Origin of the sequence: Lichenifustis flavocetrariae, assembly GCF_026130545.1 — a bacterium.
Classification (GTDB): Bacteria; Pseudomonadota; Alphaproteobacteria; order Rhizobiales; family Beijerinckiaceae; genus Lichenihabitans; species Lichenihabitans flavocetrariae.
In genome coordinates, this window is the sequence record NZ_JAMOIM010000002.1 from 109782 (window position 1) to 131743 (window position 21962).

19 protein-coding genes and 1 tRNA gene are annotated in these 21962 nt (G+C 63.2%); 11 read left to right on the plus strand and 9 right to left on the minus strand.

Features of this window, described 5'->3' with window-relative positions; all coding sequences use genetic code 11:
- Positions 1-2: 2 nt before the first annotated feature.
- Entirely contained in the window at positions 3-971 is a 969-nt protein-coding gene (locus tag M8523_RS03950) for an L-threonylcarbamoyladenylate synthase (RefSeq protein ID WP_282583539.1), read from the minus strand.
- A 78-nt stretch (positions 972-1049) separates the two neighbouring features.
- Here M8523_RS03950 and M8523_RS03955 point away from each other — a divergent pair, with 78 nt between their 5' ends.
- The 3 genes from M8523_RS03955 (at position 1050) to M8523_RS03965 (ending at position 4759) form a co-directional block, all read left to right on the plus strand.
- The gene (locus M8523_RS03955) at positions 1050-2798 is read left to right on the plus strand and encodes an acyl-CoA dehydrogenase family protein (protein ID WP_282583540.1); all 1749 of its coding nucleotides are present in this window, start codon (positions 1050-1052) and stop codon (positions 2796-2798) included.
- Positions 2799-2860: 62 nt separating this feature from the next.
- Positions 2861-3703, plus strand: a complete 843-nt coding sequence (locus tag M8523_RS03960) for a transglutaminase-like domain-containing protein (protein ID WP_282583541.1) — start codon at positions 2861-2863, stop codon at positions 3701-3703.
- 330 nt (positions 3704-4033) lie between these two features.
- Positions 4034-4759, plus strand: coding sequence for an SDR family oxidoreductase (locus M8523_RS03965; protein WP_282583542.1), 726 nt, complete (start codon positions 4034-4036; stop codon positions 4757-4759).
- A 440-nt stretch (positions 4760-5199) separates the two neighbouring features.
- Here the strand turns inward: M8523_RS03965 and M8523_RS03970 are convergent, their stop codons facing one another.
- Complete coding sequence (locus tag M8523_RS03970; protein ID WP_282583543.1) at positions 5200-5466, minus strand: DUF1488 family protein; 267 nt, start codon at positions 5464-5466, stop codon at positions 5200-5202.
- A 662-nt stretch (positions 5467-6128) separates the two neighbouring features.
- Between M8523_RS03970 and M8523_RS03975 the strand changes: the two genes are divergently transcribed.
- On the plus strand, positions 6129-6404 hold the full coding sequence (locus M8523_RS03975; RefSeq protein ID WP_282583544.1) for a hypothetical protein: 276 nt from the start codon (positions 6129-6131) through the stop codon (positions 6402-6404).
- A gap of 344 nt (positions 6405-6748) precedes the next feature.
- On the opposite strand, the gene M8523_RS03980 is transcribed toward M8523_RS03975, so the two are convergent.
- The 3 genes from M8523_RS03980 to M8523_RS03990 form a co-directional block, all read right to left on the minus strand.
- Entirely contained in the window at positions 6749-8005 is a 1257-nt protein-coding gene (locus tag M8523_RS03980; protein WP_428349772.1) for an ABC transporter substrate-binding protein, read from the minus strand.
- A 250-nt stretch (positions 8006-8255) separates the two neighbouring features.
- Positions 8256-8331: transfer RNA gene (locus M8523_RS03985), tRNA-Ile, on the minus strand.
- Positions 8332-8704: 373 nt separating this feature from the next.
- Positions 8705-9880: a zinc-dependent alcohol dehydrogenase gene (locus M8523_RS03990; protein ID WP_282583545.1), complete on the minus strand. Its 1176-nt coding sequence runs from the start codon at positions 9878-9880 to the stop codon at positions 8705-8707.
- Between the two features lie 363 nt (positions 9881-10243).
- On the opposite strand from M8523_RS03990, the gene M8523_RS03995 reads away from it, so the two are divergent.
- The 7 genes from M8523_RS03995 to M8523_RS04025 all read left to right on the plus strand — a co-directional run bounded on the left by M8523_RS03995 (position 10244) and on the right by M8523_RS04025 (position 18223).
- On the plus strand, positions 10244-11359 hold the full coding sequence (locus M8523_RS03995) for an NAD-dependent epimerase/dehydratase family protein (protein WP_282583546.1): 1116 nt from the start codon (positions 10244-10246) through the stop codon (positions 11357-11359).
- Positions 11356-12420 carry an SDR family NAD(P)-dependent oxidoreductase gene (locus M8523_RS04000; RefSeq protein ID WP_282583547.1) on the plus strand — a complete coding sequence of 355 codons (1065 nt, stop codon included), beginning with the start codon at positions 11356-11358 and terminating at the stop codon, positions 12418-12420. Before M8523_RS03995 ends, M8523_RS04000 begins: the two co-directional genes overlap by 4 nt.
- Positions 12417-13712, plus strand: a complete 1296-nt coding sequence (locus tag M8523_RS04005) for a TIGR04295 family B12-binding domain-containing radical SAM protein (RefSeq protein WP_282583548.1) — start codon at positions 12417-12419, stop codon at positions 13710-13712. Before M8523_RS04000 ends, M8523_RS04005 begins: the two co-directional genes overlap by 4 nt.
- Before the next feature lie 127 nt (positions 13713-13839).
- Positions 13840-14967, plus strand: a complete 1128-nt coding sequence (locus M8523_RS04010) for a CgeB family protein (RefSeq protein ID WP_282583549.1) — start codon at positions 13840-13842, stop codon at positions 14965-14967.
- Positions 14964-16055 carry a CgeB family protein gene (locus M8523_RS04015; protein WP_282583550.1) on the plus strand — a complete coding sequence of 364 codons (1092 nt, stop codon included), beginning with the start codon at positions 14964-14966 and terminating at the stop codon, positions 16053-16055. The genes M8523_RS04010 and M8523_RS04015 overlap by 4 nt, the downstream gene beginning before the upstream one ends.
- On the plus strand, positions 16052-17128 hold the full coding sequence (locus M8523_RS04020; RefSeq protein ID WP_282583551.1) for a CgeB family protein: 1077 nt from the start codon (positions 16052-16054) through the stop codon (positions 17126-17128). Before M8523_RS04015 ends, M8523_RS04020 begins: the two co-directional genes overlap by 4 nt.
- A 75-nt stretch (positions 17129-17203) precedes the next feature.
- Entirely contained in the window at positions 17204-18223 is a 1020-nt protein-coding gene (locus tag M8523_RS04025; protein ID WP_282583552.1) for a UDP-glucuronic acid decarboxylase family protein, read from the plus strand.
- A 136-nt stretch (positions 18224-18359) separates the two neighbouring features.
- On the opposite strand, the gene M8523_RS04030 is transcribed toward M8523_RS04025, so the two are convergent.
- From M8523_RS04030 to M8523_RS04045, 4 genes are all read right to left on the minus strand, one after another.
- Positions 18360-19325, minus strand: a complete 966-nt coding sequence (locus M8523_RS04030; RefSeq protein ID WP_282583553.1) for a beta-xylosidase — start codon at positions 19323-19325, stop codon at positions 18360-18362.
- Positions 19322-20089 carry a TIGR04290 family methyltransferase gene (locus M8523_RS04035; protein WP_282583554.1) on the minus strand — a complete coding sequence of 256 codons (768 nt, stop codon included), beginning with the start codon at positions 20087-20089 and terminating at the stop codon, positions 19322-19324. The genes M8523_RS04030 and M8523_RS04035 overlap by 4 nt, the downstream gene beginning before the upstream one ends.
- 88 nt (positions 20090-20177) lie before the next feature.
- The gene (locus M8523_RS04040) at positions 20178-20771 is read right to left on the minus strand and encodes a histidine phosphatase family protein (protein WP_282583555.1); all 594 of its coding nucleotides are present in this window, start codon (positions 20769-20771) and stop codon (positions 20178-20180) included.
- A gap of 8 nt (positions 20772-20779) precedes the next feature.
- Positions 20780-21859 (minus strand): inositol-3-phosphate synthase, encoded by a 1080-nt coding sequence (locus M8523_RS04045; RefSeq protein ID WP_282583556.1) that lies wholly within the window; start codon positions 21857-21859, stop codon positions 20780-20782.
- Positions 21860-21962: the final 103 nt, after the last annotated feature.

Genomic DNA, 21962 nt, shown 5'->3' on the forward strand with positions numbered 1-21962 from the left:
GATCAGGGCCGGGGCGCGGCGGCCCGACGCAGCCGATCGTTGATGGCTTCGCCGAGGCCGTCAACCGGCACCGGCGCCACGGCAATCCGGGTGGCGCCGGCATCGTCCAGCCGATGCAGATGGCAGAACAGGTTTGCGGCCGCCTCGGTGAGATCGCCGCGATCCGACAGATCGAGGCGCAGGCCGGTCGTGACGCCAGAGAATCTGCCGCCGAAATCAAGCACGGCTTCGCCGACGCCGACCGAGACCGCGTCGAGTCGGACAGCCGCTTGGGGCGCGTAATGCGACGCCATCATGCCGGGCGCCACCACGGGATCCAGATCCGTCGGCACATTCAAGGCCCGTCCCAGCACGGCTTCGATGGCGGCGCGCTTGAGGCCGCCTGGCCGAAGCAAGCGGATGCCATCGCCAAGACATGCCAGAATGGTCGATTCGAGCCCCACCGCCGTCACCCCACCGTCGAGCACGACGTCAATGCGGCCCTTGAGATCCCCCATGACATGATCCGCCGATGTCGGGCTGATCCTGCCGGACCGGTTGGCGGAGGGCGCGGCGACCGGCACGCCGGCCTCGCGCAGAAGGCTCATGGCAACCGGATGATCGGGCACGCGCAGCGCCACGCTATCGAGTCCGGATCGCGCGAGGTGGCTGACCGTGCAGGTCGCGGCAACCGGCACGATAAGCGTCAGGGGGCCGGGCCAGAACGCTTGCGCGAGAGCCAAGGCATCTCGGTCAAAGCGCCCCTGCCCCAGCGCCTGATCGAGATCGGCCACGTGGGCGATCAGCGGGTTGAAACGTGGTCGACCCTTCGCCTCATAGATGCGCGCGACGGCCTCGCCTGAGCACGCATCGGCGCCCAGGCCATAGACCGTTTCGGTCGGAAATGCCACGAGCCGTCCCTGGCGCAGCAGAACCGCCGCCGCCGCGATCGTGTCAGGACTGGCCGGCCAGTGGCGGGTTGCCATCTTCATTGTCGCAGCGCTCGCCAAATCCTCAAGTCGCGCCGGTAAAGACGCTATGATGCGGCAAAACGCAAATGAGGACCTCGCGTGACCTACCGCGCCCCGATTGCAGATCTCCTGGCCACGATGAGCCAGACGAGAGCCGCCAACAATCTTCCGGCCGAGACCGAGGAGGCGGAACCCGTGCTGGAGCAGGCCGCGGCACTCGCCCAGGAGGTGCTGGCGCCACTCGATCGGGTGGGCGACCGGCATGGCGTATCTCTAGGCCCCGAAGGGGTCCGCACCGCACCGGGATGGCGGGAAGCCTACGAGACCTGGACGGCAGGGGGCTGGAACGGGCTCACGGCCCCCGAGGAGTCGGGTGGCTCCGGCCTTTCGCAATCCCTCGGCGCGGCCTGTTTCGAGATCTGGTCGGGCGCGAACCTCGCCTTCGCGCTGGCCGGTCTGTTGACGAGCGGCGCCATCGAGGCGGTGCACCGACATGCGTCGGATGACCTCAAGGCGCGATTTCTGCCGAAGCTCGTCTCCGGCACGTGGCCCGGAACAATGAATCTGACGGAACCACAGGCGGGCTCCGACCTCGGCGCGCTCCGATGCCGCGCCGAGCGGGCACCGGACGGCTCCTATAGGATCTTCGGTCAGAAAATCTACATCACCTACGGCGACCACGACATGACGGAGAACATCCTTCATCTCGTGCTCGCCCGTCTGCCGGACGCGCCCGCCGGCACACGCGGCATCTCGCTGTTTCTAGTGCCCAAGGTTCTCGTCGACCACGAGGGCCGGCTTGGCGGGCACAACGATCTCCGTTGCGTCGGGCTCGAGTCGAAACTCGGCATGCATGCCGCCCCGACCTGTACCATGTCGTTCGGCGATGCCGGCGGGGCCGTGGGCTTTCTGATCGGCGAGGAGCACAGGGGCCTCGCCTGTATGTTCACCATGATGAACAATGCCCGGCTGGCCGTCGGGTTGGAAGGTGTGGCAGCCGCCGAAAACGCCACACAGAAGGCGCTCGCCTTCGCGCGGGAGCGGCGCCAGGGACGTGGCCGACCCGCTGGTCCGGAGATGATTCCCATCATCCGGCATCCGGACGTCGCCCGCATGCTGATGACCATGAAGGCTTATACGGCCGCGGCGCGCTGCCTGTGCCATCTGACGGCGGCGGCGCTCGATGCTGCACGCGAAGGCTCTGACACAGCGGCGCGTCGGGAAGCGGCCGAACGGGCCGCCTTCCTCACGCCGGTCGCCAAAGCCTTTTCGACCGATATCGCCAACGAGGTCGCGTCCCTCGGCGTTCAGGTGCATGGCGGCATGGGCTACATCGAGGACACAGGGGCCGCCCAGATCCTGCGGGATATTCGCATCGCGGCCATCTATGAGGGAACCAACGGCATCCAGGCAATTGACTTTGCGACCCGCAAGCTCCCGCTTGCCGGCGGCACCGTGCTGGCCCGTGAGATTGCCGACATGCGGCGGACGGTCGACAAGCTGCAGGCGATGGCGCAACCAGGGTTCGGCCACACGGCTCTTCGGCTGAGCGAGGCCGTCACGGCCCTCGAAAACGCCTCTGCGGCCATGCAGAGCCGGCTTGGTGATGACGAGGTCGAAGCCCTCGCGGCAGCCGCGCCCTATCTCCGGCTGTTCGCGATCGCACGTGGAGGCACCGCCCTTGCGGACCTCGCGCTAGCTCGCCCCGAGGAGGCAGAAAGAGTCGCCATCGCGCGATTTTTTGCCGAGTCGCTCGCGCCGGCAGCAACAGGCCTCGAACGCATCGTGCTCGATGCCGGTGCAGCACTCGCCGACGACCCGGAGGCTTGGCTCAGGGCGCTGGACTGAGCCTCTCGCGCCGTGCGGCATCGGATTTGCTTGGCTTAAGACCTCCAGGAGGCTGTTCCCCCATGAAATTCTCGCTCGGCTGCGCCTTGGGCTATGACGTGAAAGAGCCGACGCCTTTTCTGTTCAACGTCGAACTCGCGAAAGTCGCCACGCAAACGATTCTCACCGAAACCCTGACGCTGTCACCCTCTCTCGAGGCCGAGCGCTGGACCATGCCCGAGACCGGCAACCGCTACTTGCGTGTGGTGGCACCCGCAGGACGATTCACCTTGCGCTACGAGGCCGACGTGGACCTCAATCCCGTGCTGGAGAGCCCTGAACTGGTGACAGAACTTGCGGCTGGTGAAATCCCGCTGCCGACGCTCGTTCACCTTTACCCGAGCCGCTATTGCCAGTCGGACAGGCTTCAGCGGCTGGCGCAACGCACCTTCGGCAAGGAAAGGCCGGGCTACAGCCGCGTCAACGCGATCTGCAACTGGATCCACGACAATGTCGATTACGTCGGCGGCGCTTCGGACGAGCTTACATCCGCCATCGACACCGCCACGGAACGGGCCGGCGTATGCCGCGACTTCTCGCATCTCGCCATCTCGTTCTGCCGCGCCCTGGGCATTCCGGCCCGCTATGCCAGTGCCTACGCGTGGCGGCTCGACCCACCCGATTTCCATGCCGTGATCGAAGCCTACCTGCGTGGACCCGAAGGTCCGGGCTGGTACCTCTTCGACCCGACGCGGAAATCGGCCGCCAATGGTCTCGCCCGCATTGGAATCGCCAGAGACGCCGCGGAAGTCGCCTTTGCGTCGCCCTTCGGATCTGTCGACTTCGATAAGCCGGACGTTTGGATCAACGCACAGGACCCCTCCCCGCCAGCAGCGCCAACCACCATGGCGATCCGTTGCGAGTGAACGACGGGATGCCGGAGACGAAGGCTTTCAACGAACAAGACGTGTGTTCCCGAATGTGGCGTCCCCGCTAGAATCCAAAGCAGGGTTCGAAGTGGATACACACCCCATAGCGCTGATGACGAGTTCTCCCTCGGGATGACCTATGGTGCGTTGAACCCGCGGCCCTTGCTTGCAGATGCGCGTATCGGGTTGCTGCCCGGTCTGCCCGACATCGCCAAAGTCGTCGCGGAGTTTCGGTTCAAAGAGCGTGCGCCGCGAGGTCGAATGCGTCTATTTGCTCGGGACCGCAGGTCAGGCGGCTGAGCCGCCGATAAGAAATGAGGGAACGTCATGACATTTCAGGGCAAGAGCGTTGTGGTGACCGGCGCCGGCAAGGGGATCGGGCGCGCCACGGCCGTCTATCTGGCGGCGCGCGGTGCCGACGTGATCGCGCTAAGCCGGTCGGCCGCGGATCTCGACAGTCTCAAGGCAGAAATCGGCTGCCGGACCCGGACCGTCGACCTGGCCGACGTCGCCGACACGAGATCCGCTGCCGAGGAAGCCTGTCCGGCGGACTTCCTGGTCAATTGCGCCGGGACGACGGAACTCGATGGCTTCCTGGATCTGCCGGTAGAAACCTTCGACGCTATCATGGCCGTCAACTGCCGCGCCCCCCTCATCGTCAGCCAGGCCTATGCGAGGGACCGGATCGCGCGTGGCGCCAAAGGTGCCATCGTCAATGTGTCGAGCGTGGCCGCGCTCATCGGCGTTCCCGAGCATACCGCCTATTGTGCCTCCAAAGGCGCGCTGGACGGCATGACACGGGTGATGGCTCTAGAGCTTGGCCGCCAGGGCATCAGGGTCAACGCTGTCAACCCGGTCGTCACCTTGACGCCTATGGCCGAGAAGGCCTGGAGCAACCCCGCAAAATCCGGCCCCATGCTGGCCCGCATCCCACTCGGCCGCTTCGTGCAGCCCGCCGAGGTCGCGAGCGTCATCGCCTATCTGCTGTCGGACGAGGCCGCCATGGTGAATGGGATTTCGATGCCGGTCGACGGGGGCTTCCTGATCAACTAAGCGATCGATGCTGGTTCATGGCTCTCGCGTGCGAGCCAGGCGGCAGCGCCGACCCGCAATATGGCACCTCCCGCCCAAGCAAATGCTTGGGGTCGTCCGGCCCGCGGTTTGGTGAGGTCCGGCTTCTCCGGAATCTCGCAGATTGATCGAAGGCCGGTCGCAGGCCGACGATCAACCGTCGGGGTTCAAGGGCTTCTTCGGTTGATCGGGCTCTTTGGAAGTCGTCGCCGCTTCCGCTTTGGCTTTCTGTACGCGTGCGTCTTGCTCGACCCGCACGACACGTTCCTCCTTGACGAGGGAACTGTTCGGCCCGGTGTCTGGAGGCGTATTGTCGTTCGAGCTCATGAGGGTGGACCGCGTGTTCGGGGTCGGCCAACCCGACCCCTGACACGACAACCATGCCCGTGAGTGATCGTTCAAAAGCTTCTTCGATTTATCGATTACACCTGCGGGCGAGGAAGGTGCTTGCTCGCGACACGAGGCTCGTGGCCAGCGTCATACAGCTTGGCCGCAAGATGCTCGAAAGTCGGTCTGTTCCTTTGAAAGATCCGTAGCCGTTCGGCTTCACCGGGATTGTCCGAATGCTCGATATCTTCCAGGGCATCTCCTCCGACATGACATCGGACCCGCTTGCCATCCTCTGTCATCGCGAAGGTCACACCCCAGCCTTCGATCACACCCGGTTCGTCCAAAGCTTCGAGAGCCATTTGCAACGTTTCCTTCCATGCTGAGTGCGTCCGGAACCAGGCCAAGGGTGGCTGGGCTTCGGCTCTTTCGCTCGCAGCGTAGCGGGCCGCGGCAGCAACAACCAGCTTTGTCCTCTGTGCCTCCCGACGATTGTTTCCGGGGCCGTGCATCGCGGATGTAGATCTGGCTCGATTGGACGGCCGGCTCGTTAGCCGGCTGCGGCACACTCAGCGGAATGCGCGTCGAAACAGACGAGGCCAGCCCGTGACACTCGAGAGGTCTGCCAGCCTTTCAGCAAGTAAAAATCCAGCAGAGCCATCATCGAACTTCCGTTAATCTGTAGCGTGTATGCATTGTTGGCAAAGGAGGCTGCGGGGCCCGGAGGGGCTGCCGCATCATCTCGCGGATCGCTCTTGCCGACATCGCTCGCTGCACAAGGACCAGACAGTCCGGATAGATCAGCATCGCTGACGATGCCGGGCTCGGCTTCTGTCACGTCGGTGATTTGACCGTGGCCCGGCAACCGCGATCAGTCCTTTCCTCCAGGCCGCGCCGATAATGCCGGCGTCGCGTGGAGATCCCTGTTGTCGGCGGCCTGCGTGGGACGACCGCGAGTTCAATCTGAACCATCCGGTCCCGGGGTGGTCCTTGACGTGGTGAAGACAGGGACGTGGGAGGCGTTATGGCGGGCGAACTTGAATCGGCGGATACCCACAGCATCAAACATGGCAAGTCGAAGCTGCGTTGGGTCGTGGCGTTTCCGTTCCCATGCCCGAGTTGCCGCAAAGAGCACCACAAGATCTACCCGCACATCGAACACAATCCGAAGTTCACGTGTCAGGTCGAGGACGGCGGCTGCGGCGGCGTTGTCGACACACGACTTGGAGAATTTCCAGTCTACAAAGCAGAGATTGCGCTAGCCTTGGACGCGATGGGGCCGCGGTACCAAAAACTATAGGCCCGTCCCACGGTGAGGGGACGCATGTCCCCCTCGGCTATTGCTGCCTGCGACGCGGCAGACGACATCGGGCGGGGTAAGTTCTCCGTCTCCATGAGCGTGGCGTAGCGCCGCGACAGCGGAGGAAGTTGTCGCGCTCTAAAGACGCAAAGCCACGCGATTGCCGGAGTGGCGGCAATCGAGGGTTCGGCCCAGAGGTTCGATTCGCGAGACCCGAACCTCCACCGGTTTCACGGCTGGGCGGCGCCAATTGAGGCATTTCGATAGGATTGATCAGCCTCAGTCTCCCTGTCCCGCGACACCAGCGGGAAAGGGAGCGTCACCGAAGGGTGGCTATCGTGACTTCACTGGTACTTTTTGCACTCTGGAACGTCACGGCTGGGCAAGCCGATCTTGGCGAATGTCGACTTGTCGAGACCAAGCGTCTGCGTGACATTCGGCACCACCGAAACAAGCTTGTTGGCCAAGCTTCCGTCCGGCTGTTCCGCGACCTCGGTGACGAAGTTCGTCCCGATCGCCTGACGATTTTCGTCGAGCTTGATATCGCCGTTGGGGGCTTTGAGGTCGGTCTTCGCGAGCGCGTCGCGGAATGCCTTCTGCCCATCCGCAAGGTCACCCTTTACCTTGTCGAGCGCATCGAGCGTCGCCATCGTGGCATTGTAATAACCGACCGCGAAAAGCGAAGGGGATGCGAAGCGTTGGTCGGCGGGGAAATCATCCTGGTAGCGCTTCACGAAGGCCTTCCAGCCCGCGTTGTCCCACGTGTCCGCCTGAGGGCCCGACGACGGCGTGCCGATCAGCGCGTTCTTGGCGTTGCCCTTCGCGGCGAAGACCGACTGGTCGGCCATGATCGTCCCACCAATCAGGTGCGCCGACCCTCCGGCCTGCTGATATTGGTTCAGGAAATTCACCGCGTCGCCACCGCCGAGCCCCAGGAAGATCGCATCGACGTCATCGGGCAGAGCGGAGATGATGGAGGCAAAATCCTTGGTGCCGAGCGGCACCCAGAAGCGTTTCTCGATCTTGCCACCAGCGTTGCAGAAACCGAGCGCGAAGCCGAGGAAGTTTGTGTAGCCGAACGAGTAATCGTCGGCGAGCGTGGCCACGGTCTTCCAACCCTTCTTGTTGACCACATAGTCCCCAAGACCGGCGCCCCACTGGGCCCCATCCATATTGAACCGGTAGAAGTTCGGCGCGGGATCCACCATGGTGGTCTCCTGCGCGCCCGAAATCCCATTGATGACGGTCACGTCCGGATGCTGGCGGGCAAAGTCCCGCATCGCCAAACCCTCGGACCCGGACAGCGGACCAACAATGATCTTAACGCCATCCTGCTGAACCAGCTTGGTCGCGGCCCGCACGGCCGAATCCGGCGACGCATCGGTGGAGGCCACGACATAGGTGACCTTCTTGCCTCCCGCTTCGTTGTTATGCTCCTTCAGCGCCATCTCGAACCCGCGCTGACCATCCTGCCCCGGCACCGTGTAGGTGCCCTCCAGCGTGGTCATCAGCCCGATCTTGATGTCACCCTCGGCCGCGATCGCAGACGTTCCGATCAGCGCGCCAACAGTGGCAACTCCAGCCATAAGCAATTGCTTCATCTTGCTGCACTCCCTGTGGCCTTTCTGTTAGGTGATCTCGCAGGCCTGTTCTGAGCTTAATGCCGCCCGCAGCTACTGCACGGCCAAGCGTACCCCCCAGTATCAATTTTGTGGCACACCCTTTGGCCTGCCGCTTCACGAGGCCAAAGGGTCAGGACAAATTGGCGCACGACCCGTCTTCACCCCCGCCTCCAGGCATGGCGTCTAACCGGCTCATGCAGCAATCGAGTAGGAAGGCGTTACCACCGCCTGGTGGGCCGGGAGGGACTCGAACCCCCAACCAGACCGTTATGAGCGGCCGGCTCTAACCATTGAGCTACCGGCCCACGCTGTGCGTTGGACGCTCCGACAGCGATACACAAGTTCGCTTCGACGGTACAGCCCGCTTGCTCGGCCCGACACCTGAAGCTTTTACATTTCGATCGCCCACAGCCCTAAAACGACAAAAACCCTGCCAGTACATCCGTGGCAGGGTTTTTGGTTTTAGCGCGGATCGAAGACCCGCGCTTGTCAGGAATATAGTGTCGATGTTTAGGAGTTGTGACGGAGCATCATTAAAATATCGTTAACTCGCGAGATCTTAGCATCGAAGTTGCTTTCTGGACCACATCCGGCGGCGTGCGAGAGGTTTCCTCGACTTCCGGCACCGCAGCAAGCGCCATGCCCGCACTAACACCCGCTTAAACCCACGAGAGAAGACTAGCCGGCCGGGTGAAATACAACCTTTGTGCAACCATCCTTCTTTTCTTTGAACATTGTGTAAAGATCTGGGCCGTCTTCAAGCTTCGTGCTGACATGCGAGATCAGCGAGGTCGTGTCCACTTTCTTGTCTTGGATCAACTTGGTCAAAGGCTCGAGGTAACGCTTCACGCTAGTCTGTCCACTCCGGAGCGTCAGGCTCTTTTGCACGATCGAGCCCATATTGACCGTGACCGGACCGCCATAGACACCCGGCACAGAGACCGTGCCGCCAGGACGTACAGCCAGGATGGCTTGATCGAGCGCCGTCGTGCGCTCGGCCTTGGTCAGCTTCTCCTTGGCGGCATCGAGCAGGCCCGTAAAACCATGGCCGCCGCTGGCTTCCATGCCGACGCAATCGATCGCGACATCGGCACCTTCGCCTTTGCTGATCTCCTTGATCCGCTCGAACACGTCCTCTTTTTCGAAATCGATGATGTCAGTCGCACCGGCTTTCTTGGCGAGAGCGATGCGCTCCGGCACTGTCTCGATGACAATGATGCGCGCGGCACCTAGAACCTTCGCCGATTGGATGGCGAAATATCCCACCGGTCCAGCCCCCCAGATCGCCACGATCTCGCCGCCCTTGATCCCCGCCTGCTCTGCGCCCTGATAGCCCGTCGGGAAGATGTCCGAGAGGAAGAGAATTTCATCATCGGTGACACCTTCAGGGACCTTCATGGGCGCCACATCGGCCATCGGAACCCGGACGTATTCGGCCTGACCGCCCCAATAACCCCCGAGCATGTGCGAATAGCCGAAGAGCCCGGCGATCGTGTAGCCAAACTGCTCGGCCGCCATCGCAGCATTGCGGTTGGAGCGCTGGCAGCAAGAGTAATTGCCCATCTTGCACTGGCGGCATTCGCCGCAGTTGATATTAAAGGGGACGACGATCTTGTCGCCCTTTTTGAACTTCGTAAAACCCCGGCCGACTTCAACCACCTCGCCCATGAATTCATGGCCGAGCACGTCACCCGACTTCATGGTGGGCATCATGCCGTCCATCAAATGCAAATCCGACCCGCAGATCGCGCAAGCCGTCACTTTAATGATGACATCGCGAGCGTCCTCTATCTTCGGATCCGGGACGCTGTCGCACCGAATATCATTGGTGCCGTGCCAGCAGAGAGCTTTCATAAGGAGGGTCCGATGTTGTCAGAGGCGTTTCAGGAAGGTTGGGACTGCGCGACGGCATCCCCGAGATCAACGGCGACCAAGATCGCTGCGTCCCTTCTCACTGTTCATAACGCCGGGCCTGGCATTTAAGTTCGAGATCCGACAGGACAACGGAAGACTAACAAATGATACTAACAATGGTTTGTGGCTTTCTGCTCTCGCGAACTGCTAATTGATCTCGGCACGACCGCAATGTCATCTAACGGCCTCCATCACGCTGCTTGGCCCAGGCAGTCATCGCAACGTGAGTAACGATGAAGGCCTCGCCGAGGCCGAGCGGCCGCGCTATGTACATCGGTGGAGAAACGAGCGACAAACGGATCGATGCCCCAAACGATTTTAATTACCGGAGGTGCCGGGTTCATCGGCCGTGCCGTGGCTACCCAATTGATCGGTCGGGGGGACCGCGTCCGGGTTCTCGACAGCTTAATCGAACAGGTTCACGCCGGCAGTTCTGCGTTTGACGCACTTTCCTCGCAGGTTGAATTCATCCACGGCGATGTTCGAGATTTCACGGCCATGACGCGGGCCCTCAGGGGTGTCGACAAGGTGGTGCACCTCGCCGCGGAGGTCGGCGTCGGGCAGAGCATGTACGCAATCGAGCGATATGTGTCGGTCAACGACCTCGGCACTGCGGCGCTCTTCCAGGTTTTGATCGACAATCCCGTGAAACGCGTCGTCGTCGCTTCTTCAATGAGCATCTACGGCGAAGGGCTCTATCAAGATGCCGGCGGCCGTGTGCATGAAGACGTCGTGCGCCAAGCACGGAGGGAGACATCCGCGAGTTGGGACCCGCTTGATCAGGAAGGCCACCCGCTGCTTCCAGTTCCCACGCCTGAATGGAAGCGGCCGACGCTCGCTTCCGTCTACGCCATCACCAAGTTCGTTCAAGAGCGGCTGACCCTCACCCTGGCACCATCCTACGGCATGGAAGGCGTGGCCCTGCGACTGTGGAACGCCTATGGGCCGGGACAGGCGCTGTCGAACCCCTATACGGGTGTGCTGGCGATTTTCGCCTCTCGTCTGCACAATGGCAAAGCGCCCATCATCTTCGAAGACGGTCGGCAGCGCCGAGACTTCGTCCACGTGCGCGATGTCGCACGCGCCTTCCTGCTCGCGCTTGACAAGCCCGAGGCGGCAGGCGGGGTCTATAACATCGGCAGCGGCGAGGATCGTTCCGTCAACGATGTGGCGACCATGCTGGCAGAGGCCATGGGCCGCCCTGATCTTCCCCCCGAGATCGCCGACAAGGGGCGGGCCGGCGATATACGCCACTGCATCCCGGATATCGGTAAGGCCGTGGGGGAGCTTGGTTACCGGCCGCAGGAGGATTTTCGTGCCGGTCTTACCGAATTGGCCGGCTGGGTGGCAGAGCAACAGGCCGACGATCGGGTGAGCGAAGCCCGACGTGAACTCGAAGCTCGGGGCCTCGTCACGTGAGGCCAGCACACGCGCTGGTGACGGGCGGAGCAGGTTTCATCGGCAGCAACCTTGCCGACCGTCTCGCCCGTGACGGGCACACAGTGACGGTGTTCGATTCCCTGCAGCGTCCCGGGTCCGAACGCAACCTCGATTGGCTTCTCTCCCGCCATCCCGACCGCATCAGGCCTGTGCGGGCCGACGTGCGTGATCATAAGGCACTCGAGGCTGCGGCGGCGGAGGTCGACGTTGTCTTTCATTTCGCGGCCCAGGTTGCCGTCACGACAAGTCTCGTCGAGCCGCTCGACGATTTTGCGATCAACGTCGCGGCTACCGTTCACCTGCTCGACGCGCTGCGCCGGCGCGCCGAGCCGCCGCCGCTGATCTTCGCCTCGACCAACAAGGTCTATGGAGACCTCGGCAATGTCGCGCTGGTGCAGACCAACGACAGTTATTTGCCGGACACGCTCTCGCTTCGTCGCGACGGGATCGGCGAGGACCGGCCGCTCGATTTCCACACGCCCTACGGCTGCTCGAAGGGCGCTGCGGATCAGTATGTTCTGGACTATGCCCGCTCCTTCGGGGTGCCGACGGCGGTGCTCCGCATGAGCTGCATCTACGGACAGCGGCAGATGGGCACCGAGGACCAGGGCTGGGTGGCGCATTTCGCCATCCGGGCCCTCGAAGGCCAGCCGATTTCGATCTTCGGAGACGGTTGCCAGGTTCGCGACGTGCTCGATGTGTCCGATGCGGTGGCGGCTTATGTCGGGGTCTGGCGCAACATCGACAGGCTACGCGGAGGCGCTTTCAACCTCGGCGGAGGCCCGGCAAATGCCGTCAGCCTTCGGCAATTGTTGAGGTATCTCGAATCCCTGCTGCAGCGCCCCCTGCGTGTCGACTATTCAGACTGGCGCGCCGGGGATCAGAAATATTACGTGTCTGATACCCGCGCCTTGATCAATGTGTTGGACATGGCACCGTTCGTGTCCTGGACTGACGGGGTCGCACGCCTCGTGAGATGGCTCGCGGCCGAGCGAGGGTTGCCGGAGCCCGCCATGCGGGTGGAGGAGGCATTGTCGTGAAAGTCGCCCTCGTCAATCCGCGTTGGGACTTCGCGCGCAGCATCTACTTCGGCTGTCGCGCGCCCCATCTGCCCTTGGAACTCGGCTACGCCAAGGCATTGCTGGAGGCCTCAGGCCATACCGTGCTGATGCTCGACGGGCACTTGTGCGACACGCAGAACGCGGTGCTGGCCGACGAGGTCGCGGCCTTCGCGCCTGAGATAACAGTCGTGACCACGGCGCCGAGCTACCTTTTCTGGCGATGCGCGCCGCCCGAATTGCGCGTGCCGCGCGAATTCCTGGTCGCACTTGGCCCTCGGGGCGGGCGCACGATCGCGGTCGGACCGCATGGGTCAGTGACCCCTGAGACCACGCTGCGCAAGCTTGGCGTCGACGTCGTTGTGCGCGGCGAGTGCGAGGAGATCGTGCTGCTGCTCGCGGGCGCGACGGCCCTGGCGGATGTGCCTTCCATCGCGTTCCGGAGCGAAGATGCGATCCGTACCACCGGTGGGCCGCATGCCGCGCGGTTCACCGACCTGCCGGCGCTGCACTGGCCGGACGGCTGGGTGGCGCGGCACCACCACCATCATCACCGATTTGATCGCAAGCCGGAGCGGCCGGGCGCCGAGGTGGAGGCGTCCCGAGGTTGCCCCTATCATTGTTCGTTCTGCGCCAAGATCGATTTTCGCGATGCCTACCGCAAACGCGATTTGATCCCACTGCTGTCTGAAATCGACGGCCTGATCGCGCAGGGCGTCGAGTACATCTACTTCATCGACGAGATCTTTCTACCCAACCGCCCGCTGCTGGAAGCCCTTCGGACGCGGCAGGTCGAATTCGGCATCCAGACCCGCATCGATCTGTGGAAACACGACATGCTCGACCTTTTGGGCGCGGCCGGCTGCGTCTCGATCGAGGCCGGCGTGGAGAGCCTCACGGTCGAGGGGCGGGCGGTCTTGGACAAACAGTGCCGCATGTCGACCGACGATCTTGCCGAGCGGCTTCTCTACGCACGCCGTAGCGTGCCTTTCGTCCAAGCCAACCTCATTGAGACCGCGAACGACGATCCGGACATGGTCGCAGCGTGGCGCGAAGGCCTGCGGTCCCAGGGTGTCTGGGCCAACGATCCCGTTCCGCTCTACCCTTACCCGAGTTCACCCGACTATCGAAAGCTTTGGGGGCTGCCCGACGCGCAGGCGTGGGAGCGGGCGCATGCCCATTATCTCGGGCAATTCACCGCCTTCAGCGAGATCCAGGACGAGCGTCCGGTCCCGCTGCCCGAGCTCGAAGCCGCCTGCTGCGGCACCTGCTGATGGTGGGGCGAACAGAAGGGCCGGTTGTCATCGCGGTCCGCCGATCCAAAGTGGAAGCGCCCGGAGATTGTGCGATCCTGGCTGAAGCGGAGCACTCCGAAAGGCTACCTGACGGAGTTCGCACGGCGTGAGGATCCTTTATTTCACGCACTCGCTCCGCTCATGCTGGAATCACGGCAATGCCCACTTCCTGCGCGGCGTATTGAGCGACCTCGCCCGCCGAGGCCATACCGTGGTGGCTCTGGAACCCGAAGACAGCTGGAGCTACGAAAACCTGATCCGCGATGGCGGCGCGGCAGGGCTGGCCCCGTTCGCTCGTGCTTATCCCGCGCTCAGGCCCGTTATCTACGGTCTGGATGCCGATCCCGCCGCGCTTTGTGCCGATGCGGATGTCGTGATCGTTCATGAGTGGAACGATCCTGGGCTCGTTGCGGCCCTCGGGGCGCTTCGTCGGGCCGGGGCTTCCTTCACGCTTCTCTTCCACGATACCCATCACCGCGCGGTCAGCGATCCTGAGGCCATCCGGACCTTCGATCTCGATGGCTACGACGGGGTGCTGGCCTTCGGCGAGACACTCGCGGCCGTGTACCGGCAGTGGGGTTGGGGCGCCCGCGTTTTCGTCTGGCACGAGGCCGCCGACACCAATGTGTTTAGGCCGCCGACGCATGAGACCGAGCGTGAGGGGCTCGTCTGGATCGGCAATTGGGGCGACGACGAGCGGAGCGCGGAGCTCGAGACCTTTCTGTTCGGTCCGGCCCGGGCGACCGGCCTGCCGCTCGACATCTATGGTGTCCGTTACCCAAAGGCCGCGCGAGAGACCCTTGCGCGTTACGGGATCGACTATCGCGGCTGGCTCCCAAACGCAGCGGCCCCAGAGGTCTTCGCGCGGCATCTTGCGACCGTTCACGTCCCGCGTCGCTTCTATGTCACCAACCTGCCGGGAATTCCCACCATCCGGGTGTTCGAGGCGCTCGCTTGCGGAATCCCGCTAGTCTCGGCACCGTGGTCGGACCGCGAGGGTCTTTTTACGATCGGAGCGGACTTCCTGATGGCGCAAGACGGAGCCGCCATGGCGGATTGCCTGCGCGCCGTGCGGGATGACCGCGATCTCCGCCGCGCTCTGATCGAGAACGGTCTCGCAACCATCAAGGCGCGCCACACCTGCGCTCACAGGGTCGACGAACTCCTGACGATCCTGTCGGCTCTCGACACGCCTGCCCTGCGCCTCGCGTCTCTCACCGAAAGTGCTCCATGAAGGTCGCGTTCTACGGATCGAGCCTCCTGTCGTCCTACTGGAACGGTGCCGCCACCTACTATCGCGGCATCATCAGCGACCTCTATCGCCGTGGCTATGACGTCACGTTCTACGAACCCGACGCTTTCGGGCGGCAGCAGCATCGCGACATCGACCCACCGGACTGGGCGCGGGTGGTGGTCTATCCCGCGACGGCGGCGGCCCTGAAGGACGTCGTGGCGGAAGCGGCTGGAGCTGACGTGGTCGTCAAAGCGAGCGGCGTCGGGGTGTTCGACACAGAACTGCTCGCGGGTGTGATCGCAGCCGCGCGCCCTGACGCGATCCGCATCTTCTGGGACGTCGACGCACCCGCGACGCTTGCCGAGTTGCGCGAGGCGCCAGACCACCCTCTTCACGCCGCGCTGCCACGGCTCGATCTTGTTTTCACCTACGGGGGTGGCCCGCCGGTGGTAGCGGCCTATGAGGCCTTCGGGGCGCAACGCTGCGTTCCTGTCTACAATGCGCTCGATCCCGCGACCCACCACCCGGTGCCGGCCGAGCCACGGTTCGCGGCGGATCTGTCGTTCCTCGGCAACCGCCTGCCCGACCGTGAGGCCCGCGTCGAGGAATTCTTCCTGCGCGCCGCGGCGCTGTCCCCGAACCGATCGTTCCTCATCGGCGGCAACGGCTGGCACGATAGGGCCATGCCGGCCAACGTCCGTTCGCTCGGGCACGTCTACACGCGTGAACACAACGCCTTCAATACATCGCCGCTCGCGGTGCTCAATATCGCCCGCGACAGCATGGCCAGCGTCGGCTATTCGCCTGCGACCCGTGTGTTCGAGGCCGCGGGAGCCGGCGCTTGTCTGATCACGGATGCCTGGGTGGGGCTCGGCGAATTCCTGGCCGAGAACGAAGAGGTTCTCGTAGCGCGTGACGGCGCAGATGTCGCCGATCATGTCGCCAATCTCACGCCAGAGCGTGCGCGAACCATCGGTGAAGCCGCCCGCATCCGCATTCTGCGCGATCATACCTACGCGCGGCGCGGCGGTGAGGTTGACGCCATTCTGCGATCTCTGCGCGACGCCAAGCCCCGAGCCGCGGCGTGAAGCTCGTCGTCGTCGGTCTGAGCCTGTCCTCGTCCTGGGGAAATGGACACGCGACCACCTACAGGTCGCTGCTGCGAGCCTTTGCGGCACGCGGACACGTGGTGACCTTCCTGGAGCGCGATGTTCCCTGGTATTCCGGCCCCGCCCGCGACCTGCACGACCCGGACTACTGCAAGCTCTCCTTCTATGAGGATCTGGCAGGGCTGCAGGATCATGCAGCGGAAATCGCGGCTGCCGACGCGGTGATCGTCGGGTCCTATGTCCCGGATGGCCAAGCCGTCGGCCGGATGATTCAGGAGACCGCGCGCGGCGTGACGGCCTTCTATGACATCGATACCCCGGTCACGATCGCTGCGGTCGAGGCGGGCCGCTGCGCCTACCTCGGCGCAGATCAGATCGCCGGCTATGACCTCTATCTCTCGTTCACCGGCGGGCCGATGCTCCATCGCTTGCGCAACGAGTTCGGGTCGCCACAGGCGGTCGCGCTCTACTGCTGCGCCGATCCCGCGGTCTACCGTCCTTCCGAGCAAGCCAAACGTTGGGACCTGTCCTACCTCGGCACCTATAGCGACGACCGGCACCCGGTGCTCGACCGATTGTTGTTGCAGCCTGCCCGCCAAGCGCCGCACCTGCGTTTCGTGGTCGCTGGTTCGCAATATCCCGGAACCATCGCCTGGCCGGCCAATGTGGAACGGATCGAGCATGTCAGTCCGCACGACCATGCCGGCTTCTACGGCGCGAGCCGGTTCACGCTGAACGTGACCCGGGCCGACATGGTGCGGGCGGGCTTCAGTCCGAGCGTGCGGTTGTTCGAAGCGGGGGCCTGCGCGACCCCTACGATCTCGGATCGCTGGATGGGGATCGAGACGGTATTCACGCCAGGCGAAAGCATCCTGCTCGCCACCACTGCGGATGACGTGCTCGGCGTGCTCGATGACATGCCCCCGGAAAACGGGCGTCTTATCGGCGAGCGCGCGAGAGCCGAAGTGCTGGCCCGTCACACCGCCGCCCATCGCGCCTTGGAGTTGGAAGCGGCATTGAGCACCGTGCGGATCAAACGCCGCGCCTCGTAACAAAACTGCAACGTATTCGGCCCTGCAACGTTTTCAGGCGCGGAATGCCGCAATCAATCACGCGGAGGGCAAACGATGAAGAGCGGCAAGGGCGAGCGTATACTTATCGCGGGTGGTGCTGGCTTCATCGGGTCCTATTTATGCGAAGCCTATCTGGCGGAGGGCGCGCAGGTCGTCTGTCTCGACAATCTCCACACGGGCCTGCCCGAAAACGTCCGAGCTTTCGGCAGCGATCCACGGTTCGACCTGATCGAGGCCGACATTGCCACGGTCGCGCCGAAGAAAGTGGCGGGCAAGGGATCTCCATTTTCGCTTATCATCAACGCGGCCTGCCCGGCCTCACCCCCGCACTACCAGGCGGACCCGCAGCATACCCTGCTCACATGCGTTGTCGGCACCAACATGCTGCTGGGGCTTGCCGAACAACATGGGGCACGGTTTGTCATGTGCTCCACCAGTGAGGTCTATGGCGACCCCCTGGTGCATCCGCAGGCCGAAACTTATTGGGGCAACGTCAATCCCACGGGCCCGCGTGCGTGTTACGATGAGGGCAAACGCGCCGCAGAGACCCTGTGCTTTGACTATCTTCGCCAGGCCCGTGTGGACGTACGCGTCGCGCGCATCTTCAACACCTATGGGCCGCGCATGCGGGCCGACGATGGCCGGGTCGTCTCGAACATCGTGTGCCAGGCGCTCGCCGATGCCGACATCACGATCTATGGTGAGGGTCGGCAGACACGTTCGTTCTGCTATGTCAGCGACATGGTGGATGGCCTGATGCGACTTGCCGCCCACAAAGGGCCTCTCCAGAGCGCCATCAACCTCGGTAACCCGAACGAGATCACGATCGCGGATTTGGTGTCGACGGTGTTGGAAATGATCGACACGCGCTCCACCGTGGTGAAGCTCCCGCTTCCGCCGGACGATCCGCAGCGCCGCCGTCCGGATATCGCTCTCGCCAAACGTCATCTCGACTGGCAGCCGACGGTCGACCTTGCGACGGGGTTGAGTCGGACCATCGCCCACTTTGCCCGGCAGTTCGCAGGCGACGCGAAAACCCTGCGTGAGCCCCTCACGGCCGTTGACGCGAGATGATGTGACTCGAGGCTGGGGTCAGCCCAACCTCCGCGTAATGACAGTTCGCTGAACCCGAATGCTTCAGCTGGAAGATCAGCAGGCTCCAACCTTTGTCGTTGGCTGGGCGGTCACGAACCGTGGGCCTCAGCAATGCTCAAGCGTTAGCCGACACGAGGCCGCGGTCCGCATGAGCCGTGCCGAACGGCAGCGGAACGATCGGCGGGACAGCCCCAGCACCGACATAGCGCCGGACCATCGTGGCGCAGAACTCCGCGAAGAGCCCAGGGTCACGGGGCGGACTGGTGTGGTGGGGCTCGATGCCGAGATGCTCCGGCGTAAAGCAGAATGTCACGGTGACCTGGAACGGCTCCAAGGCCTTGACCATCCGGTCGAACCAGCGTTCCGCGTCGGGGCGAAACCAATCTGCCCAGGACAACCCCGTGCGGAGGTAGCGTACGCCCATGCGCTGCATCCACGCGACCGCATCGTCGAGCCTGTGATCCTCGAAATGGAACCACTGGCAGAGCCCAAGCGCTGGGGTGCAGTCGTGGAAGTGCCGCGCGGCGAGCTTCGGCGTCCCATCTTCGCGCAACAGCCCCATTGCGAAATGCCGATAGTAAGACGACCCTTCCGCCTCCTTATGGCGGGTGGTTGCCTCCCAGGCGCGCGGCAGATCGTAGAGCGAGTACCAGTGGATGCGCGGCGCCTTGCCGACCAGGAGTTCGGCGGTCCGCCTGAGACCCCAATCCTGGACCTCCTCGGCTCCGAAAGTCGAGACACCGACTTCGCTGACCCAGACCGGCAGCGACGTCACCGCCCGTATCTCTTCGATCTTCTGCGGCCACTCGTCGAGCTGCCACAGATTCCAGTCGAGCGGGAATCCATGCACCGCGAGAGCTTCGAGGTGGTCGAATACACCTCGGCCGGTGAGATTGGTCACGAAGGTCGGGTCGATCGGTGACATACCGCCGAGCACGCGGGGTAGGCTGCTGTTCTCGGCCCGGATCGCCTGAGACGCGAGTGTGATCATGGTGGCGAATTGCGACCAGTCCGGATCAATCGCCGGGTCCCAGTGCGACTTGTTGTTGGGCTCGTTCCAGAGCATCGCGGCTTCGATCACGGGCGCGTATCCTTGGAGGGGTAGACAGCGCCAGGGTGCGCGAGGGCTGTTCGGCGGCAGAGAAACACCTCCTCCTCCGGATGCGCCTCAATGGTGAAACCGGCGCTGCGCAGCATGGCGGCCGAACAGGCGGTGTTTGGGATCCACCAGTTGGTGGGGTCGCCGCTGTATCGGTGTTCGACGAAAAACATTCTGGGATAGCCCGGGCTGTCAAAATGGTCCTGCTGCCAGAAGTCGTAGTCTTCCGCAACAGGATCGACCGTTGCGCTCCCCCGCTGCAACGATTGGAACAGCAGGAGGTCCTTCGCCACCGTATCGTGGATGATGTCGAGCGCGAGTAGCGGATGGCGAAGGTGGTAAAGTACGCCCATGAAGATCACGAGGTCGAAACGCTCGCCGAGTGAGCCAACGTCGTAGACCGACATCTTGCGGAACTCGATCGCCAGACCGTTGACCTCGGCCGCGAAGCGCGCCTGGGACAGGTAGGCCTCATCGAAGTCGATGCCGAGCACGCGGTCAGCACCGCGTCGCTTCATCTCGATGGCGTAGAAGCCGCCGTTGCAGCCGATGTCGAGCACAGTTTTGCCTGTCATGTCGGCCGGCAGAGTGTCCGCGAAGCGGCGGAACTTCACACCTGGATAGTCGCCGAGGAAATGGTCCGGTGCGGTCCACATGCCACCGAGCTTCATGTTGTGGAACCAGGGTCCCAATGCGCGGATCCGCTCTTCGATGATCTCCGGCGTAAGGCTGGGGGCAACGTTCATGGACCATTCCCCTGAGGTAAGGAATTGTGGAATGTTCGCCGGATGTTGCCCCAGGATGGCGAGATCACGAGACCGAGCACAATCATTGTCACAGGCTGACGATCTGGTTGCTGCGGACGATCTTGCCGCCGCCGTGCCACAGGTCGAGGGTGGTGACCGAGGCGGGATCGATCTCGAGACGATCGTGGACGTCGAGCGCGGCCCCCAGCAAGCCTAACATCGCAAACTTGATGATATCGCTATGCGTCACCAGGATCGTGGCCCCTCCGCCGTCGTTCATGAGCTTTTGCAGGAGCCCCATGACCCGTGCGCAAACGGCAGCCGCAGTCTCTCCCCCCGGCACAGCCGCTTGGCCGCGCTCGGCGTTCCAGGCACGCCACCGCGGATCACCCGTCAGCACCTCGAAGCTCTTGCCCGTCCATTCGCCGCAGTCGATCTCGATCAAGGCCTCACTGAGCTCGACTCTGAGGCCATGGCGTTGCGCGATGGGAGCCGCCGTCTGCTGGCAGCGTTCCAAGGGACTCGACCACACCGCACGGATCTGAGCTCCGGCAAAATGATCCGCAAGCGCAACCGCCTGACGGTGCCCCTCCGCGGACAGCGAAACGCCAGGCATGCGACCGGCCAGCACCTTGCCGACGACGTCATGCGTCCCGTGCCGGACGAGAAAGACCCTTGTCATCCCGGTTCTCAGGCCTCGCCTGCCATGAAGGCCCGCGTGCGCTCCATCGCTTCGGTATCGGTGAACTGCACGGGTGGAGATTTCATGAAATAGCTCGACGGCCCGATCAGGGCCCCACCGATGCCACGGTCGAGCGCAAGCTTCGCGCACCGCACCGCGTCGATCACGATGCCGGCCGAATTTGGGGAATCCCAAACTTCCAGCTTGAGTTCGAGGTTCAACGGCACACCGCCGAACGCGGTCCCCTCAATGCGAATATGAGCCCACTTGCGGTCGGTCAGCCAAGGCACGTGATCACTCGGGCCGACGTGGATGTTTTCAGGATCGATCGGCACGTCGAACTGGCTGGTCACCGACTGCGTCTTCGAGATCTTCTTGGATTCGAGACGCTCGCGCTCCAGCATATTTTGAAAATCGGTGTTGCCACCGAAATTAAGCTGGTACGTGCGATCGATCCGCACGCCACGATCGCGGAACAGGTTGACGAGCGTACGGTGCAGGATCGTCGCGCCGACCTGGCTTTTGATGTCATCGCCAATGATGGGAAGGGTCTTGGCCGCGAACCGTCGTTCCCACGAGGGGTTCGAAGCGATGAAGACCGGCATGCAATTGACAAAGGCGCAGCCGGCTTCGAGCGCCCGCTCGGCATAATATTCAGCAGCATGCTGCGAGCCGACAGGGAGGTACGACACCAGAACATCGGTGCGCGACTCTTTCAAGACCTGGGTCACGTCGGCTTCTGGCACCTCGGATTCTTCCACGACGTCGCGGAGATACTTGCCGAGACCGTCGAGCGTTGGACCACGACGCACCGTGACACCGGTCGCCGGTACAGTCGCAAAGCTCATCGTGTTGTTCGGCTTGCACGCAATGGCTTCGGCAACATCCCGGCCGACCTTGTGGGCATTGATGTCGAACGCGGCCGCGATTGCGATATCGCTGACATGGTACCCGCCGACCGAGGCGTTCATCAGCCCCGGTACCGGCTCGTTGGAACGCGCCTCCTTATAGTATTCCATGCCCTGCACGAACGACGACGCACAATTGCCGACACCTACCAAAGCGACCCGAAGTGATTGCCGCGCCAAAATATCCTCCACGCATGAGACCCATTAGCTAGATCGGGTCACGCATTTGTCCAAATTCCCGATCGGCAATTATCAATTAAGGTGGAAGTGCGCCGCTGGTCTC

Excerpts from the sequence above, each read along its gene's own strand:
- M8523_RS03950 (WP_282583539.1), bottom strand. The coding sequence starts at position 971 with ATGAAGATGGCAACCCGCCACTGGCCGGCCAGTCCTGACACGATCGCG.
- M8523_RS03960 (WP_282583541.1), top strand. The coding sequence starts at position 2,861 with ATGAAATTCTCGCTCGGCTGCGCCTTGGGCTATGACGTGAAAGAGCCG.
- M8523_RS03965 (WP_282583542.1), top strand. The coding sequence starts at position 4,034 with ATGACATTTCAGGGCAAGAGCGTTGTGGTGACCGGCGCCGGCAAGGGG.
- M8523_RS03970 (WP_282583543.1), bottom strand. The coding sequence starts at position 5,466 with ATGGCTCTCGAAGCTTTGGACGAACCGGGTGTGATCGAAGGCTGGGGT.
- M8523_RS03975 (WP_282583544.1), top strand. The coding sequence starts at position 6,129 with ATGGCGGGCGAACTTGAATCGGCGGATACCCACAGCATCAAACATGGC.
- M8523_RS03980 (WP_428349772.1), bottom strand. The coding sequence starts at position 8,005 with ATGAAGCAATTGCTTATGGCTGGAGTTGCCACTGTTGGCGCGCTGATC.
- M8523_RS03990 (WP_282583545.1), bottom strand. The coding sequence starts at position 9,880 with ATGAAAGCTCTCTGCTGGCACGGCACCAATGATATTCGGTGCGACAGC.
- M8523_RS03995 (WP_282583546.1), top strand. The coding sequence starts at position 10,244 with ATGCCCCAAACGATTTTAATTACCGGAGGTGCCGGGTTCATCGGCCGT.
- M8523_RS04015 (WP_282583550.1), top strand. The coding sequence starts at position 14,964 with ATGAAGGTCGCGTTCTACGGATCGAGCCTCCTGTCGTCCTACTGGAAC.
- M8523_RS04025 (WP_282583552.1), top strand. The coding sequence starts at position 17,204 with ATGAAGAGCGGCAAGGGCGAGCGTATACTTATCGCGGGTGGTGCTGGC.
- M8523_RS04035 (WP_282583554.1), bottom strand. The coding sequence starts at position 20,089 with ATGAACGTTGCCCCCAGCCTTACGCCGGAGATCATCGAAGAGCGGATC.
- M8523_RS04040 (WP_282583555.1), bottom strand. The coding sequence starts at position 20,771 with ATGACAAGGGTCTTTCTCGTCCGGCACGGGACGCATGACGTCGTCGGC.